Genomic DNA, 17,811 nt, shown 5'->3' with positions numbered 1-17,811 from the left:
CTATACTGAATCGTGGAGGATTAAGTATCGGTTGTAGCATTTGTTTCAAGTCTTAACGAGTTTTTCGCGTTGTGTGCTGGCAAGTTTCTCTCCGAGAACCTCACTCTCTACGCAACTCTTCTGGTTTAGGAGATAGTTTATGTCGATTTACGTCGGTAATCTCGCTTATGAGGTTACAGAAGAAGATCTAACTGAGGTGTTTACCGAGTACGGATCGGTCAAGCGGGTCAAGTTGCCCACAGATCGGGAGACAGGTAAGATGCGCGGCTTCGGGTTCGTCGAATTGTCTACGGAAGCCGAAGAAGCGTCAGCCATCGATGCCCTCGATGGTGCGGAATGGCTGGGTCGCAACCTGAAAGTTAACAAGGCGAAACCCCGGGAAAACAGAAACGGTGGTGGTCGTCGGGGTAACTTCTCTCGCAGCTACTAAATTGAGAAGCCGATCGCCCGAGATATCCCATTGAAGATTTTGAGGGTCGGTCTTCATCTGGAAACTCGCAAATTTCGGAATCCGTCTGATCCCGATCGCAATGTATAGGGCTGCACGCCCGGTGTGGGCCTGTGGGTTGTAGGGAATTGAAACCGCCCCCCCCGCCCCCATCCCCCCCAGCCCCCCTTTGTAAGGGGGGGGCTGTTTCATTCTCGGTTAAAAATTGTCGAGGGTGATGAGGAAAACCGCTGAAGGGAGACAAGAGCAAGGGTTTTTTCCGGTTAAAAATACCTTTTGATAACGGGCGATCGCCATCAAGAACCATTGACATTGGGTGTTCAATCGATCCGATAATGGAACCCTCACCTCGGTGGTGGGGGTCTTTTTGTTGGGAAATGTTGCGATCGCCGATGTCCGAATCGAATTTCATCACCCACCCGAATCGAATTTTTCCATCTCAGACAAGCTTTTGGCGGGTTCTGAGCCTGACATTTGCAACCCTTTACGGCATTTTGTCCCTCAGACAGGCGTTTGCCGCCCCGAATTTAGTCCACGACGACGCGAGACAGCACATTTTTTGGATGCTGCGGTTCGTCGATCGCGACCTGTTTCCCGACGATCTGATCGCCGATTACTTCCAATCCGTCGCCCCTCGGGGATATACATTCGTTTATCAATTGGGGGCGATCGCGGGCATCGATCCCTTCACCTTCGCCAAAATCATCCCCCCCATTTTGGGGTTATTTTGCACTTATTACAGCTTCGGATTGTGCGTCGAAATTTTGCCGATTCCCGCCGCCGGTTTGATCGGTTCCCTGGTGGCAAATCAGGCGATCTGGATGAAAGACGACCTCGCCTCCGGGACACCGCGGGCGTTTATTTATCCGATTTTTTGGGCGTTTTTGTATTATCTCGTCCGGCGTTCGATCCTGGGGGTGGGAATAACCGTCGCCGCGATCGGGTTATTTTATCCCCAATATGTGTTCGTCGCCCTGGTCATCCTAACTTTGAGACTGGTCAATTTTGAACAGGGGAAATTGACCCGTTATAAAAATAACCGAAATTACCATTTATTCGGAATCGGATTAATTGTCGCCGTGATGGTGTTGCTTCCCTACGCGATCGCCACCTCAGAATTCGGCCCGACGATTGGCAAAGCAGAAGCGATGAACTCCCCGGAGTTTTTTCTGAACGGGCGAAGTCTGTTTTTTCACGATAATTTTATCGACATTTGGTTCACCGGGCGACGCAGCGGGATGTTTCCCAAATCCCTGTTTACTCCCGCCACCCAATGTGCCGGTTTGTTGCTGCCCATTTTGCTGCTGTTCCCCGCACAATTTCCGGCGATCGCCAAACTCAAAAGCGGAATTTGGGTGCTATTGCAACTGCTGATCTCCTCGGTTTTCATGTTTTTTGTCGCCCACGCCTTTCTGTTCAAACTGCACCTTCCGAGTCGGTACACGGGGCTGAGTTTTCGCATCATTATCGCCGTCGCCACCGCCATCGCCTTAACCGCCATTCTTGAGAAACTGTCGGGGATACTGAGACGCGATCGCTTGCAATGGAAAAAATGGGTGTCCGGCAGTGCTATTTTCTCGATCGTTATTTCACTATTATTTTATCCGGCATTCGTCCCCTACTTTCCCCTGATCAAATATCGCCAGGGGCGGATGACCGAAATTTACGAATTTTTCCAAAACCAACCCAAAGATATCGTCATCGCATCCCTATCCGGCGAAGCCAACCAACTCCCCACCTTCGCGCAGCGATCGGTTTTGATGGCGCGGGAATATGCCATCCCCTATCAAATCGGCTATGCCGACCAAATTCAACGGCGAACCCTCGATTTGATCCGCGCCCACTACAGCCAAAATCCCCGAGAACTGCGAGATTTTATTGAAAAATACGATATCGATTTCTTTTTGATCGACCCTTATTCCTTCACCCCGGAATTCATCGAAAATAACGATTGGATGTTCATTTTTCCGGAAGGCGAAAATGCCCACCAACTCTTGCGACAAAATCCCGATATTTCATTGGCGAAGGAGGTGAGGCGCTGTACGGTTTTTCAAAGTCCGAGTTGGATTATTTTGGATGCCAATTGTATTTTGAAATACGAGTGATGGATGATCAAATGCGGCGATGAAGAGACCGCGCGGACGGTGGAAATGTTTGACCGGATCAGCCGGGCGGCTACGAGTCAAGATTCACAACTGAAAATCACGTTCAATTTTATTTGAAATCCCGACCTGTAGCCGCAGGCTGTTAAGAATTGGCGGGTTCACCAAAACCAAGCGTCGCAGCGATCGCCCGACTTAATCGACGGCTCCAAACTGGGAGACATCTCCGTTGTAAATCGTATCATTGGGCATCCGGGCCCGAAACAAATCGGCATCCGAGAACTTGCTATTGGTCAGAGTGGCTTGGGATAACCGGATGTCCCTCATCGAGGCACCGGAAAAATCTCCGCCGGACAAATCAGCGCCTGATAAAATCGCACGGTTGAAATTGGCACCTTTCGCGATCGCATTCAATAACTTCGCACCGGATAAAATCGCAGATTCTACATCGGTTTGGGTGAGAGTTGCACCGGACAAATCTGCCCCATCCATCAGGGCGTTGTATAGAATGGCATCGGAAAAATCAGCGCCGATTAGCTTGGCTTTTGATAAAGTGACAGCAGATAATTCCGCGTTCGATAAATTCGCTCCGCTCAGATCCGCGCCTGCGAGTTTGGCTTCAATCAACAAAGCTCCTGATAGATTTGCATTCGATAGATTGGCATCAATCAGTGCGGCACCGTACAAATCCTTATCGGATAAATCAACTCCCGACAGATCGCATTCATTACATTCGTTGGTGAGAAGTAATTGATCGTAATCCGATCCAACGAAAGCGTCAGCGGGCGCACCCCAGAGGGTGACACTCAGGAGAACGGGGAAGACAACGGCAAACAGTCCGCGAAACCAAGATTTAATGTTCATGTTTGACCTTGATGAGGGTATTTTTTGGGCAATTAACCTTCAATTAACGGAGGCGAACCGAAGGCGGATAACTCCAACTTTCATATCCCGGCGCTTTGGCGCCGGGGGGGTTGACGCCGACCGCCGACCACACCAGCCCTTCCGGATAAGCGTGGGGACTGGCAATGAAGGTACCGTCATTAACCGGGGTTCCAAATTTTTCCCGCCATTCCGGGGGAAGTTCCTCCCAGGTCGCCATGTACCAGAGTTTCATGATGTTGCGGGCGATCGGGCCGAGTTTTCCAGATGTCAGAACCGCATCCGCGCCGTGATCGTGAAAGGTTTGCAGCAGTTCCGCCAACATTTCGCTGCCGACAACGCCCCGAACCGTGTCCAAGTACAGGGTCGATTGACCGGTTCCGAGCAAATGAAACCGAGAAAATCCGGTAACTTCTACGGAGAAATCCAAGAAATACTCCATCAATTCGGGCGAATTAATATCCACTCGTGATTGACCTCCAAAAAATGATGATTAATAAATCGGAGCCGCATTCACCCCTTCCTGGCCGGGAATGGGGTTGCGAATAAGCTGGGTCGCCAACTCCTTGAGTTTGAACATTCCCGCGATCGCCGGCAGCAACTTGTCGGGATGACCATTAAAGGCAAATTCAATCTGTGCGAGGAACTGACGGTAAGCTTTTTGGAAGTCCTCGGCGTGAGTGTAGACCTCGGAGCCGGCCGGATAATCGCCGAGTTTGGCATCTTCCAACACCGGATAAACGGCGTCCCAATCCACGTCAAAAGTTTGACCCGTCGGCTGATTGGGGTGATCGGAGTTGAGGGGATTCTCTTTATCGATCACGTAGTATTGACCCAACTGCAACTGTTGGAAACGGTAGTAATGGCTCAGTTCCCGTTCCGCATCATAAATACTTTCGTGTCTCGATCCCTCGCCTTGCTCTTGAATGATCCTCAAGGCGCGGACGGCGGATCGAATATCGGTGACGGGGAGAATTTCTCCCCCCCCGTCGTAGTAATATTCGGGGGTAACTTGCTTCTTCGGATCGCCGCAGAAAAGATTTTTACCTTGGCTCTTGTACTCGCGATCGAGTTCCTGCATACCCCGGATCAGCTCCGCGTAGAACAGCCCGATGCTGTAGTAAGTTTGGGTGGGATCGAGACCCTGAATCCGCAGCCATTGGTTTTCGTTGCGGGGAAGTACCAGGGGCGCATCGTCCGGCACCTCCTTGGACCGTTCAATGTTCATAAACATCTCTACGGTGTCGGGGGAAAACTTCCTCAAGTGAACTTTAAAGTCGGTCGCTCCGGTGGGCAGATAGGTGGGATAGTCCGGGATAAAACTATCTGCGGTCAGCACGCCTTTGATATTTCCCCCGACTGCATTAAACACGTTGGCGACCAGGGTGAGATGGAGCATTTCTTCGACCACAACGGCGCGAATAATGTGGAAAGCTTCCAGGTTCGATCCGGGTTTGAGGGAATACAGGGCGGTGATGTAGGGGGGAAAGGTTGCGTGTTCTATCATCATCCCCTGAATCAGATAGTAATGCAAATCCTCAACCGTTTTAATCAACCTTAAACGATCGGTCATAGGTAATACCTCTGTGGGCGAGAGTTTCTGGGTTTGTCGTTTTTAGAGCCTAAGCGTTCAAATCCTTGATCATCTGCTCGCAAGCGAGAAAAGCGAGGGCGGCGATGGTCAAGCTGGTGTTGGAACTGCCGATGGAGGGCATACTTCCCGAGCCGAGCAGGTAAAGATTTTCGTGATCCCAAGACCGCTGCTGAGTATTGACAACCGAGTTGTATTTCGTCGTTCCCATCACGTGAGTGCCGGAAAAGTGGTTGCCGCCCCGGAACCAGTAGCCCTCGCCTTCGTACTCAAAATAGGCGGGGTCGGACCGGTCGTAGTGGGTATGATCTTCGGCTCCCAAACGCTCAAAGATCGTCCGAGAAAGCTGGCGGCAGTATGCCATTGTTTTTTTGCAGTAATCCGGGATATCAAAGTGAATCACGGGGCGATAATTGCCCAGTTGATCTTTGTAGTTGGGATCGATGGTGACTCGGTTGCTCGGGTCGGCGGGCAATTCGCACATGAAAGCCAGCAACAGTTGGCGCGAGATCCGGCTGACCAGTTCTTGGCGGAGTTCGGAGCCATATTTGCGGTTTTTGTCGACCGCCTCCCTGACGATATCGGTCGCCCCCGTTCCTGACCATCCCCAACCGTCGTTGTGGATATCAATCGCGAAAGCGCAGTGTTCCTTGCGGAATTGTCCGGTGCGGAAGCTGGCAATCCCCGAGGTGACGAGGGGCCCGCGCATCGTACCGGTGACTTCCGGCATCAACGCCCAAGCCAGCAGAAAGGGATGGTCCATCAGATGGCAGCCCATCAGTCCGCTCGTGCTCGGCAAGCCGGAAGCCAGCATCAGCTTGGCATTTTCCACGGCATTGGCCGCCAGCACGAATAAACGCCCTCTGACGGTTCCCACCGTATGCTGGGGAGAGCTTTTCTCTTTGTAGTGTTTGTATCCAATGGCGGTGACGCGACCGGTTTCGGGGTCGATTTCCACCTTGGAGGCGACGGCCTGGGGCAGCAGGTGAACGCGGTCGGGAAAGGCGATGCTGTTCAGGGTTTTTCGGGCGTCGTACTTGGCCTGAACCGGACAGATGGGGACGCAGTTGGCGTTCCCTTGGCACCGTTCCCCGTACTCCACCGGGTGAACGCTGGCGAGTCCTTCGGGAGCGAAAAGGTAAGGTTTGTAGTCGGGGTTGGGAATACCGTTGCGGCCTTGGGGAAAGGTGCTGAGTGTTAATTCCCGCGTCTCTCCGTCGATCTCGACAGTCGTCCCCTCTATTTTCTTGCCCACGATCTGATCCAAATAAGAGGGGGGCAATTCTTTCATGGGGAAAACATAGTCATCGTGTTCAAAGGTGATGCCCAGTTTTCTTTGTCCGGCGGCGTCCCCAGAAACTCCAATTTCGGACTCGGCTTGGCGATAGTAAGGCCAAAGATCCCGATCCGCGATCGGCCAATCCAGACCGTGTTTGTAGTTGGTCTGCAATTTGAAATCGTCCGGTAGCATCCGCAGGGTTTTCCCTTCCCAGTGCATGGTGGTTCCCCCCAAAATTCGGGTATAGGAACCGCTCAGGGGCACGGATCCTTTTTCCTCGAAGTACCCGAAAGCACCATCCGTTGGGCTGGGGGCATTGGCGTTGTAGGGATAGGGCGAGTTGGGATGCTTTGCCACCGACCCGTAGAAGGTTTCCAGGTAACTTTGAAAGCCCTCAAGGGTCAACCCCTCGCCGGTTCCCGCCTCGATAATTAAGACGGTTTTTCCCTGTTCGCTCAATTGTTTCGCCGCGATCGCACCAGCTACTCCGGCTCCCACGATGACCACATCATAGAAGGTTTGAGAGGCGGTCTGGCAATCGACTCGTACAATTTTTTGACCTTGACTCATATTTTCTTTAGGTTTCTCGATCAATTTATGGAGTCAACGGCGATTTCTCTCCTGCCGAAATGACGGCAGAATCATTGATGTTACAAATTGGCCAGATAGCTGAATGTATCCTGGCTTGAGAAACGCCAGATTAACTAGGTCTATTCAAAGGGATGCACTACCATAGGTTTGTCGCAAAAAATTGCGACAATTATTTTTCCAATTTAATTCTTGTTGAGCCAGCCTAGTGGGGAGCAAAGAGCGAGCTTGAAAAAGGCTGATGATGCTAGACCTAATTGATCACGATGACCCTCCAAAAGATAAAGTAACCCGGTTTTTGGGCAATGTCAAGAGATCGTGGCAATTTTTTGGACCAGCCGAAGATGATCTCAAAAAAAGATATCAAACTTTCCGTTTCTTTCCCGTGTCCCCGAGCCGGTGGGGATGAATTTTCCGGCGACTTGATGAGGGAGTACCAGAGAAACAATGGTGCCGGATTCGGATGGCCCAACTCCCGTCAATATGGGCGATCGCCCGACAGCAACTCAAGGCCATTGCGACATCCAATTCATCCCGCAGCCCATCCCAAACCGGGCCGACTCCGGCCTCTTCATTGGCGGCGAGTCCCCACACAGGACGCCCGACCCAAACCGCCTTCGCCCCCAAGGCCGGGATTTTGAGGATGTCCGTCCCCCGGCGGATGCCGCCGTCGATGAGAATGTCGGCTGTGTCCCCCACGGCTGCGGCCACCTCCTCCAAACTGCGGGTGGACAGGTAACTCAACAGCGTCGTCAGCCCCCTGTTCGTAATTGAACAGGTTGATGGGTGGGTTGAGGGTGGGGCGATCGCGTTCTAAATACTTATTGAGATTGCAGCTCTCGGGTGACTTCTTCGCAATTTAAATCCTGCAAGTCGCCGGATTGCAGTTGCAAGTCCGTTTCGGCATTTTGGCGGATGCGATCGACGAGTTGGGTGGCCTGTTCTTCGGTCAAAAGCCCTTCCTGCTTCGCCGTTTCCGTGGTGATGCAGACCCCCAGCAACGTGCCGCCGGCGATGCCACCGAATCCTCCGATCGCCGCCCCCCCGACAAATCCGATGCCGCCGCCGACGAGGGCGGTGGCGATCGCGATCAAAACAACGTAAATTGGCTTCATTGGTCCGATTCCTCAAGCCCCAAAATTCTGACACACTTTAGCACAAATCCGGGAACTCCCGGCCGGCGACACTTGCGATCGCGGCTCGGGAAACCAATCCGTTGGTGAAGGGGGAAGGGAATGTGTCAAAATCGATCCGGTGGGAAGCCTTGCCAAGCAGATAGAGTGTCCCCCTCTCGAACTCTCAACGGGAATCAGACATCCCAACTTCACCCAAACCTCGAAACCCGAATGAGCATTGAACAAATGCAGTCGTCGGCTCACAATGAGTTGACCCGAGGAAATTTTGATCGCGCCTTTGCCATTTGTCGGCAAATTCTCAACCGAGATCCCAATTCCGTCCTCACCTATCAACTGCTGGGGACGGTTCAAGAGGCCCTCGGACAACCGATCGCGGCGATGGCATCCTACACGAGGGCCCTGGAACTGGCCCCCGACCGGGCGGAAGGGTACGTCTACCTCGCCCAACTGTACCGGGATCTGGGGTGGTGGGACGAGGCGGTTTCCTTCTACGAACAGGCGATCGCCCGCGCTCCGAACTGGGGGGAACTGCACTATTATTTGGGGATGGTGCGGCACTGGCAGGGACAAATCGACGCGGCGATCGACCGTTACCGGCGGGCGCTGGCCCTCAATCCCAAGTTGTCCGGGGCCTATCTCGACTGGGCTCTGCGGTTGAACGAGCGGGGACAGATCGAAAAAGCCATTCAAGTCCTGGAACGGGGCCGAATTCGCTGTCCGGACGCCAAAGAAATTCTCAATACCCTAGGATATTTGCGACTCCAGCAAGATCGGGTGGAAGAGGCGATCGCGGTATTTGAACAAGCGATCGCCCTCGACCCCGAAGATGGGTTGGTTTATAACAATCTCGGCTGGGCTCTAACCACTCTGGGAAAAACGGCCGAAGCGATCGCCGCCTACCGCCGCGCCGTCGCCCTCGAACCCGATTTGGCGGTCGTCCACAGCAATTTGGGGAAGTTATGGCAGCGGCAAAATCGCCACCGAAAAGCGATCGCCCGTTTCCGAGAGGCGATCGCGATCGAACCGGACAATATCATGTTTTACAGCGATTGCGGCAGCTCCTGCCTCGCCGTCGGTTGGCTGGACGAGGCGATGGCTTGCTTCCGAAAGGTGATCGCGATCAAACCCAAATTCGTGCGGGCTTTTTGCCAACGCTTCGGTTCCCTTACCCCCGCCGACGCCGGGTCCGACGAACTGCTGCTGGCACAAATCGCCTGCGCTCACTTTTTGGAAACCCTGCAACAATTGGATTTAGCGATCGGGAACTCTGAGAACGGCGGCGGGTCTGAAGACACAAGCCGGGATGTCCCCGATGCTGTTTACGAGTATTTGGAGGCGACCTACCATCACTTGGGCAACGCCCTCCACCAGTACGGCGAGTTCGACGCGGCGACCCGGTACTATCAACGGGCTCTCCGAGTCCGACCCCTGCGGATGGAGACGTATTTGGAGTTGGCAACTTGCCTCGTCAAACAGGGGCGAGAACGGGCGGCCCTGGCGGTGTGCCACATGGCCCGGACGATAGGTGCGCTGTCGCCGATCGCATTCTCGCCCCGGGTGTACTGGCTGCTGGGGAATCTACTCGAACGGCAGGGCAACTCGGAATTGGCGATCGACTATTACAGCAAAGTGCTGCAAGCGGAGGAGATGGGGAATGGGGAATGGGGAATGGGGAATGGGGAATGGGGAATTGTCGATTCTCCCCCTACCCGCCAAAACACTCGGGATTGGTTGGAAGCCAACAATTTGAGCGATCGCCACTATATCCCGATTCGACTGGGGAAGGAGACGGGGGAAGGTTCAGAGAATTTCCCCACCCCCCGAGACATTCCGCCGCGCTGCGGTGGGTTGGATTGTCCCCCCTGTTTGCGGCGGATTTTCGGCGGGTTTCGAGTCACCCATTTGGGATACGGCTTGCAGCGGCGGACGGCTTCCCCGGGGGAGGTGAGAGTCCCGTTTGAAACCTTCGTCGCGGCTATTCCCGGCGGGCGGGCCTGGATCGTCCCCCAGGAAAATTATTGGAAAGTCTGCCGCGCGATCGCCACCCTGACGCCGGATAATCGACTGTTAACGGACTTGTCCCGGGAATATCCCGCCCCCCTGCCGGGGTGTCCGAAACCCGAACCGGAGCAACCCTGGATTTTGCGAGCCCCCCCTCGATCTCCCCCCCGGGAAATTGATGGGACGGTGGCGGTACTCTCGGGAATTTCCGGACACATCTACTTTCACTGGATGGTGGACGTGCTGCCCCGCATCGAACTGTTGCGACAGGCGGGGGTGGACTTCGATCGCGTCGATGGGTTCGTCGTCAACAGCCGCCAACTGCCATTTCAGCGGGAAACCCTGAATCGCCTGGGCATTCCGGAATCTAAAATTATCGAAAGCGATCGCATCCCCTATCTCCGGGCGCGGCAATTACTCGTTCCCTCCTTCGCCTCCCCGACGGGATGGCTGCAACCGTGGGGGTTGGAGTTCCTGCGGCGGACGTTTTTGCCCCGGGCTCAGGGAGATGCGGGGAACTATCCCGATCGCATCTACGTCAGCCGCGCCACCGCCCGACATCGGCGGGTTTTGAATGAGGAGGAAGTGATGGCGGTTTTGGAACCCTTGGGGTTCGTGCGAATTCTACTCGAACAACTGTCCTTTTCCCAACAGGTGGCACTGTTCTCCCGGGCGAAAATTATCGTCGGCCCCCACGGTAGCGGGTTGACCAATTTAGCCTTCTGCCGGCCCGGGACGAAGGCGGTCGAGTTCATTTCCCCGCACTACGACCGCCATTACTACTGGGTGATTTCTCAGGCGTTGGGGTTGGAACACTATGCCATCACCGGAGACGGCTTTTCCTGCTATCCCCTGCGATCGCTGATGTACCAAAATTCCCTCACTGAGGATATCTGGGTGAGTCGGGCTTCCCTCGACCACATGATAGGGCAGTTGGGAATCTCGTGAAAAAAATCTTTTGTCAACAAAGCGCCAAAACCCATTACAATTAACCCTTGGGAATCGAAATGAGTGTGTCCGATCAGAGCCAAACCATGCAAGCCAAAGAGATCCTGCAAAAAAGCGTCCAATTCCTCCAGCAACAAGCGGAAGTTTACCTGCGGCAGGGGCAGATCGACGATGCCCGCAAGGCTTGCGAACAGCTATTGAAGATTCAACCGAATGCGGCGGCGGGATTTAAGATCCTGGGGGATGTATCCCTGCGCCAGGGAGATCTCGAAGGAGCCAAACAACGTTACGCGAAGGCTCTGGAACTGCAACCCAACTGGGCGGAGGCTTACGCCAATTTGGGCAGTCTCTACGCCCGATCGCAACAGTGGGAACAGGCGATCGCGGCATTCCAAAAGGCGATCGCCATCAAGCCGGAATTTGCCGGAGCTTACCGGAATTTAGCAAAGGTCTGGACTCAACTCAACCGCACGGCCGAAGCCCTGCGGGCCCAATATAAAGCCTACACCCTCGAACCCCAGGCGGTGACGGCACAGGATCACCTCAATCTGGGCAATACGTTTCTGCAACAGGACCAAACAGCCGAAGCCGCCATTTGCTATCAAAACGCCATCCGCCTCGATGCCACCCTCGCCGCAGCCTATCACAATTTGGGAGAAGCCCTGAAACGACAGGGGAAAATGCCCGAAGCTGCCCCCTATTTCCGCAAGGCGATCGAATTGAAAGCCTGGGGGGGAACCGCCCAGACTCCCGCCGACACCCTGGCGGCGGCGACGGCGACTTCCGGAAATGTCGCCCCCTCCCAAGATACCCTGGCGGCGGCGACGGCCGGACCTCAGGCGACACCCCCTCAAAATGCAACCAACGGCATCCCGGTGAAGCGTCCGGCTAACCCGGAAACCCTGCTGCAAGAGGCGAAAGCCTACTGCGCGATCAAGCAGTGGGAACCGGCGGTTTCGGCCTGTCAGAAGGCGCTGCGACTCAATCCCCAATTGGCGGAAGCTTACAAAATTCAGGGAAATGCCCTGCAAGTGTTGGGGGAAATGGAGGCGGCGGTGCGCTCTTACAATAAGGCGCTGGAAATTCAGCCCCAGTTCCCGGAGGTTTACGCCAATTTGGGCAGTCTCTACGCCCAGGAAGAACGCTTGGAAAAGGCCTTGGGTTGCTACCAACAGGCGATCGCCCAAAATCAAAATGTGGCGGGCTTCTATCGCAATTTGGCGAAGGTATTGGAGCGGATGGGACGGAACCCGGAGGCTTCCCGCTGTCTGGAGCGGGCCTGGGCCTTGGAGCCGGACAAGGCGTCCCCGGAAGATCACGTCCGCCTGGGCAATACCCGCTTGGGTGAGGGTAAGCCGGAAGAGGCTCTGGCGAGCTACCAGCGGGCGCTCGAAGGCGACCCCCGACTGGCGGCGGCTTATTTCGGCATCGGCAAGGCGAAGGCCTCTCAGGGGGCTTGGAACGAGGCTGAGGGGGCTTACCGTCAGGCGATCGCCCTCGACCCGAAGCCGGGGGTATTTTATCAATCCTTGGCCGAGGCTTTCGTCGGACAGGAAAATATGGACGGGGCGGTGGCGATTTACCGCCAGTTGTTGCAGGCGAATCCGAATTGGGCCTGGGCTCACCACCAAATCGGGGAAATTCGCAACCGACAGTGGAAGTTGAAAGAGGCGGAAACGGCCTACCGTCAGGCGGTGGGGCTCGACCCCAATTTGGCGCCGGCGCACTACGGTTTGGGGACGGTGCTGGCGCGGCAGAAGCGCTGGGCTGACCTGGTTCCGGTGCTGAGTCGGGCCCTGGAGTTGGACGCGAATGCGGCGGACGGCGCGGCTTACAAGAGTTTGGCAGACGGGTTCTCTAATACTGACCGGAAGGATGAGGCGATCGCGCATTACGAAAAAGCCTCGGAACTCGACGGGGAAAATGCGGAGATCTGGCAGAAATTGGGGGATCTGCGCCGGGATAAGGGGGCCTGGGAGGATGCGATCGCGGCCTATGAAAAGGCGAACCAGTTGGACCCGGATCTGTTCTGGTCCCACAACGGTTTGGCGGACGTGCTGCTGAAGTTGGAGCGCTGGGAAGAGGCGGTGGAGGCTTATCAGAAAGCGATCGGCCTCAAGTCGGATTATTCTTGGTCCTACAACAGTTTGGGGGATGCCCTGGCACAGTTGGAGCGCTGGAAAGAGGCGGCGGAGGCCTACCGGCAGGCGGCGCGGTTGAATCCGGAGTTCCCCTGGTCCCACTACAATTTGGGCGAGGTGGCCGCGAAATTGGGGAATTGGGAAGCGGCGGTGGATGGCTACCGGGGTGCGATCGCGGCCCAGTCCGATTTGCCCGCCATTCAGGAAAAGCTGGCGGATGCCCTGCGGGAGCGGGCCAAACAAGATTTAGAAGAGGCCCTGGGATATTACCGGCAGGTGATGGAGCAGGAGCCGGACAATGTGGCAACCTATCATAAGGCGATCGAAATCAGGCCGGATGACGCGGGGCTTTATGTTAAGTTGGCGGATACGCTGGCGCGGCACACCGAGATGGACGGGGCGATCGTCTTTTACCAGATGGCGCAGCAACTCGAACCGGATGATGGGGAAATTGCCGCTCGGTTGGAGCAGGTGATTCAAAAAAAAAATGAGGGCCTAGAACGACCTATAGTTGAAAAACCCTCGGAGGAAATCGTCCCTCTTCCCCTTCCTACTCAAAAAAAATCTCGTCCATCTGAGCAAAAGTTTCCCATCGATCAAGAAAGTTATGAACAGTGGTTGAGGGAAAATTTGCCCAGACCCGCTGACTTGCGCCAAATGTCTCAGGCGGTTAATTATCTGGGATACAAACCGATTATCAGTGTGATTATGCCCGTGTATAATACCCCTGAACGGTTTTTAAGACAGGCGATCGAATCTGTAACTAACCAAGTTTATCCGAACTGGGAACTCTGTATCGCAGACGACAATTCAACCGAACCTTGGGTTCAACCGATTCTCGAAGAATATGCCAGAAAAGACAACCGAATTAAAGTCGCTTTTCGGACAGAAAACGGTCATATTTGTGCCGCCTCTAATTCTGCTTTAGAATTGGCGACAGGAGAGTATATCGCACTGTTAGATCATGATGATGTGATCACACCAGAAGCCCTTTATGAGGTGGCACTGGTACTCAATCAACATCCCGATGCGGATATGATTTATTCCGATGAAGATAAGTTAGATCAATACGGTCAACGAGTCTTCCCATACTTTAAACCCGATTGGTGTCCTGACTCATTCTTGGCACGGATGTACACCTGTCATTTAGGGGTATATCGTCGGGAGCTTGTCAATGCAGTCGGTAACTTCCGAGTCGGCTATGAAGGCAGCCAAGACTATGATTTGGTCTTGCGGGTTACAGAAAAAACCGACAAAATTTTCCATATTCCCAAAGTTCTCTACAGTTGGCGACAGCATGGCGGTTCCACCGCCTACGACCCCAATAGTAAGCTCTATGCTTATATAGCAGCCGAAAAAGCCCTGAATGAATCCTTTATTCGTCGTGGGGAAAAAGCCCGAATTGTTTCCGACCATCAAAATTTGCCCGGTCAGTACACCATTCGTTATCACATCCAAGAATACAAACGGGTTAGCATTATTATCCCAACTCGAAATCTCGGAACGACACTCAATCATTGCCTGCGGTCAATTTTTGAGAAAAGCACTTATCCCAACTATGAAGTGGTGGTCATTGACAATGGCAGTGACGAACCAGAAACCCTGGATATTCTCAAGGCTTGGAAACAAAAAGAACCCGAACGGTTTAGCTGTTACGAGTTCGACGTACCTTTCAACTATCCCCAGATTAATAACTACGGCGTGAGTAAAGCCCGGGGAGATTATCTGCTGTTTCTAAATAATGACACCGAGGTATTAACTCCCGACTGGATAGAAGCGATGCTAGAACAGGCTCAACGTGCTTCAATCGGCGCCGTGGGGCCTTTGCTACTCTACCCCGATGATACGGTCCAACACGCCGGGGTTGTATTGGGAATTGGCGGGGTTGCAGGCCACAGCCACAAGGGTTATCAGGCCCACCATTTGGGTTACTACAACCACCTGATTACTGTCAACAACTACTCGGCGGTTACGGGAGCTTGTTTGATGTGCCGGCGAGAGGTTTTTGAGGAAGTCGGCGGATTAGATGAAGAATTTGCTGTGGCGTTTAATGATGTGGATTTCTGCTTGAAGTTGGTTCGCCAGGGATATCGAAATATCTATCTTCCTCATGTGGTTTTATATCACTATGAGTCTAAGAGTCGCGGGTATGAGGATACCCCAGAAAAAGAAGAACGGTTTAAGCGAGAATCGAAGTTAATGAAACAGCGGTGGGGAGATTTATTGAAAAACGATCCTTATTATAATCCTAACCTGAGTCGCATCCGACAGGATTACAGCATTCGCCTCAATAATGACGAGAACCAGGTGATGGCGATATTCCTTTCTGAAGATCAGGAGGCGTTTTTAGGATGTGCGATCGACTCACCAAAGCTACACCAGCCTTTTGATGAAGAAAATATGCTGGTTCAGGGGTGGGCGCTTGGCAAGTATTCTCCCGCTGTTGGTATTCAGGTTATGTGCGGCGATCGTATCATTGGGGAATCAAAAATGAACCAGGAACGTGGTGATGTGGCTAAGGTATTTCCAGATGTACCCCATGCTCTTGATAGCGGGTTCGTGAAAACCATTGATGTCAGTGAAACACCCAGTGAAGTCGAAATTTTGATTCTAGCTCTGATGCAAGACGGCAACCAGGTTCCCTTAGCAACATTATGTCTACGACATGGCAACTCAGATGATTAGACTTAGATCTAACAATAGCTATGGAAGAAGGAACCCAGCTTTTTTAGGCACACCTTTGTAAATTCACGCAGCCACAACAATTACATGATTTCTGCAAATCTTTTCTCGAAAATTGACTGGGCTTTACAGTATAGGTCTAAGTCTTTTTGGTTCTTGCTTTCTATCAGTTTCAAAGATTGATAATCTAATGAATACTGCTCATCAACTTTTTTTTGAGGATTATCATTTATTTTGACATCCTTAATCTCAAGGTTTGTCAGTTTATTAAATAGTTTAATAGAATCACTATAGCGCTCAGTAATTCCTATAAAAAATAGCTGGTCAAGTTCTATCCCCTCAAGGGCTTTAGATTGTTGATTAGAAAAATGGGGATTGCTGAAAAATTCCTCCATAGATTTATCATACCCATAATGTCTACGAAAATGCTCGTAGTTAGATATAGAGCGCTGAATTGGGTGTCGCAAGAAAGTAGCAAATTTTGTCGTGTCGTCTACAATTGGCTGATACTTAGCAATCTCAAAATGACCATATACAGCTTCAAAGCCCTCCGATTTAAATGATTTCACAAAAGATGTTAAGTCACCTTTATCTATCGTCTCATGTACCAATGGGGAAGTTTTTGGGTCAGCCCCATACTCAAAAATACACTTGAGTTTTTTTTCTATTTGAGACCTAAAAGAAGTGCCAGCCGTTTTAGGGATATGAATCAATAAAAATGTATTATTTGGTAATTTTTCAGAGAATTCGGTCATAATTTCAATCTCTAAGTTTTTCCCAGCTAATTTACTATATTTGATTTACTGTAATGCAGTATCTAACCCATCTATTGATATTTGTCTTAGGGTAGCATACCACAGTATACCTGCCTTAACCAAAATAGTCTATCAACTTCAACAGCAGAGACATTGATAGTTATCGACTGGTCTGTTGGGTCTTGTTTCATCCTTTTTTCCCTTGGTGTTTCACATAATTCTCAATAATCTCCTGAGAGATGGTCTCCGATGTCGAAACTAGGTAGGAACGAGTCCATATTGATGGTAGCACCAGCAAATGTTCAAACTCTTTACGGAGGTGACGGGCTGTATAGGCTTTGATTCGATGGATAATCTGATGCGGGGCTAGGGTCGGCGGGCAGTCCAAAAAAGCGTGGACGTAGTTGGGCTGGATCTCGAGAGTCAGAATTTCGACCTCTAAATTGGCGCAGACCTCTTGGATTAACTCCCGGAGTCTGATGGCTACCATCCCCTTGAGTACCTTGCGTTTGCGACGGGAACTCCAAACCAAGTGGTAGCAAATCAAAGATCTTGACGTTAGATTGTGTCTATAGACTTGACGCATAGACAAACACCTGCTACAGTAGACTTAGAACAATAATTTTGCTACCCCCACCTATCATAGGAGCTTCTGGGTATGAAGAAAAGTGAACTCGTGCAGCACGTCGCCGAACAAGCCAAACTGCCCAAGAAAAGGGTGAGAACGATTCTCGACTTGGCTTTTGATGCCATCTCCCAGGAAATTGAGAAGGGTGAGTCTGTCGTGATCCGGGGTTTAGGCAAATTTACCCCCAAAGAGCAACCAGCAAGAACCAGAACCCACCCAGAAACTGGTGAAACCACTGAAGTCCCAGCACGTACAGTGGTTAACTTCCGGGTTATCAAACCCTCTAAGGATAAAGAAGAGGCAGATTCATAATCACAGTTGATTAACAATTAACAGAGAGAAGCTGTTAGTATATAGAACTTTAGGGGCGTATTATATACGCCCTATTGCTTTAATTTTGGGAGCGGCTCTACAAATTCTAACCATCTCCGTTTGTCTGCAAACTTTATTAACCTCTAATTTGATTCAAGTCATCTCTCCACTTGAGCAGATCTTTTTCTATTTGAGCAAGTGAAGGTTGAGACGGAGCCTGAGCAGTCAACTCTAAATCTAGTTCTGGCTTGTACCCAAATATCTCAAAATCAGCGCGGTAAATATTAGCAATATCCCGAACTAACTCCTCAGAGTAGA

General features: G+C 52.2%; 14 protein-coding genes. 5 read left to right on the top strand and 9 right to left on the bottom strand.

All coding sequences use genetic code 11. The annotated features are described in order from the left end of the window. Positions 1-139 precede the first annotated feature (139 nt). Positions 140-430, top strand: a complete 291-nt coding sequence (locus LKE08_RS12205) for an RNA-binding protein (RefSeq protein ID WP_324704506.1) — start codon at positions 140-142, stop codon at positions 428-430. A gap of 353 nt (positions 431-783) precedes the next feature. Next, the gene (locus tag LKE08_RS12200) at positions 784-2,553 is read left to right on the top strand and encodes a hypothetical protein (protein WP_324704505.1); all 1,770 of its coding nucleotides are present in this window, start codon (positions 784-786) and stop codon (positions 2,551-2,553) included. 192 nt (positions 2,554-2,745) lie between these two features. Here LKE08_RS12200 and LKE08_RS12195 read toward each other — a convergent pair whose 3' ends face one another. The 6 genes from LKE08_RS12195 to LKE08_RS12170 form a co-directional block, all read right to left on the bottom strand. Next, entirely contained in the window at positions 2,746-3,414 is a 669-nt protein-coding gene (locus LKE08_RS12195) for a pentapeptide repeat-containing protein (RefSeq protein WP_324704504.1), read from the bottom strand. Between the two features lie 43 nt (positions 3,415-3,457). Beyond that, positions 3,458-3,898 carry a hypothetical protein gene (locus tag LKE08_RS12190; protein ID WP_324704503.1) on the bottom strand — a complete coding sequence of 147 codons (441 nt, stop codon included), beginning with the start codon at positions 3,896-3,898 and terminating at the stop codon, positions 3,458-3,460. A gap of 27 nt (positions 3,899-3,925) precedes the next feature. Further along, a complete protein-coding gene (locus tag LKE08_RS12185; RefSeq protein ID WP_324704502.1) occupies positions 3,926-5,005 on the bottom strand; it encodes a ferritin-like protein in 1,080 nt (359 codons plus the stop codon). Positions 5,006-5,054: 49 nt separating this feature from the next. After that, on the bottom strand, positions 5,055-6,872 hold the full coding sequence (locus tag LKE08_RS12180) for a GMC family oxidoreductase (RefSeq protein WP_324704501.1): 1,818 nt from the start codon (positions 6,870-6,872) through the stop codon (positions 5,055-5,057). A gap of 381 nt (positions 6,873-7,253) precedes the next feature. Then, the gene (locus tag LKE08_RS12175; protein WP_324704500.1) at positions 7,254-7,634 is read right to left on the bottom strand and encodes an alpha-hydroxy-acid oxidizing protein; all 381 of its coding nucleotides are present in this window, start codon (positions 7,632-7,634) and stop codon (positions 7,254-7,256) included. A 77-nt stretch (positions 7,635-7,711) separates the two neighbouring features. Continuing rightward, positions 7,712-8,005, bottom strand: a complete 294-nt coding sequence (locus LKE08_RS12170) for a hypothetical protein (RefSeq protein WP_324704499.1) — start codon at positions 8,003-8,005, stop codon at positions 7,712-7,714. Positions 8,006-8,236: 231 nt separating this feature from the next. Here LKE08_RS12170 and LKE08_RS12165 point away from each other — a divergent pair, with 231 nt between their 5' ends. Further along, positions 8,237-10,975, top strand: coding sequence for a tetratricopeptide repeat protein (locus LKE08_RS12165; RefSeq protein ID WP_324704498.1), 2,739 nt, complete (start codon positions 8,237-8,239; stop codon positions 10,973-10,975). A gap of 59 nt (positions 10,976-11,034) precedes the next feature. Then, complete coding sequence (locus LKE08_RS12160) at positions 11,035-15,801, top strand: tetratricopeptide repeat protein (RefSeq protein WP_324704497.1); 4,767 nt, start codon at positions 11,035-11,037, stop codon at positions 15,799-15,801. 80 nt (positions 15,802-15,881) lie between these two features. Here the strand turns inward: LKE08_RS12160 and LKE08_RS12155 are convergent, their stop codons facing one another. Continuing rightward, the gene (locus LKE08_RS12155) at positions 15,882-16,553 is read right to left on the bottom strand and encodes a sulfotransferase family 2 domain-containing protein (RefSeq protein WP_324704496.1); all 672 of its coding nucleotides are present in this window, start codon (positions 16,551-16,553) and stop codon (positions 15,882-15,884) included. Between the two features lie 187 nt (positions 16,554-16,740). Further along, positions 16,741-17,139 (bottom strand): IS200/IS605 family transposase, encoded by a 399-nt coding sequence (gene tnpA / locus LKE08_RS12150; protein ID WP_324704495.1) that lies wholly within the window; start codon positions 17,137-17,139, stop codon positions 16,741-16,743. A 72-nt stretch (positions 17,140-17,211) separates the two neighbouring features. Between tnpA and LKE08_RS12145 the strand changes: the two genes are divergently transcribed. Then, the gene (locus LKE08_RS12145) at positions 17,212-17,493 is read left to right on the top strand and encodes an HU family DNA-binding protein (RefSeq protein WP_324704494.1); all 282 of its coding nucleotides are present in this window, start codon (positions 17,212-17,214) and stop codon (positions 17,491-17,493) included. A gap of 136 nt (positions 17,494-17,629) precedes the next feature. Here the strand turns inward: LKE08_RS12145 and LKE08_RS12140 are convergent. Further along, a partial coding sequence (locus LKE08_RS12140) for a hypothetical protein (RefSeq protein ID WP_324704493.1) occupies positions 17,630-17,811 on the bottom strand: 182 nt, incomplete at its 5' end.

Origin of the sequence: Lyngbya sp. CCY1209, from assembly GCF_035615495.1 — a bacterium.
Classification (GTDB): Bacteria; Cyanobacteriota; Cyanobacteriia; order Cyanobacteriales; family Microcoleaceae; genus Limnospira.
Note: the sequence above shows the minus strand (reverse complement) of the source record. Positions and strands in the feature narration are given on the sequence as shown.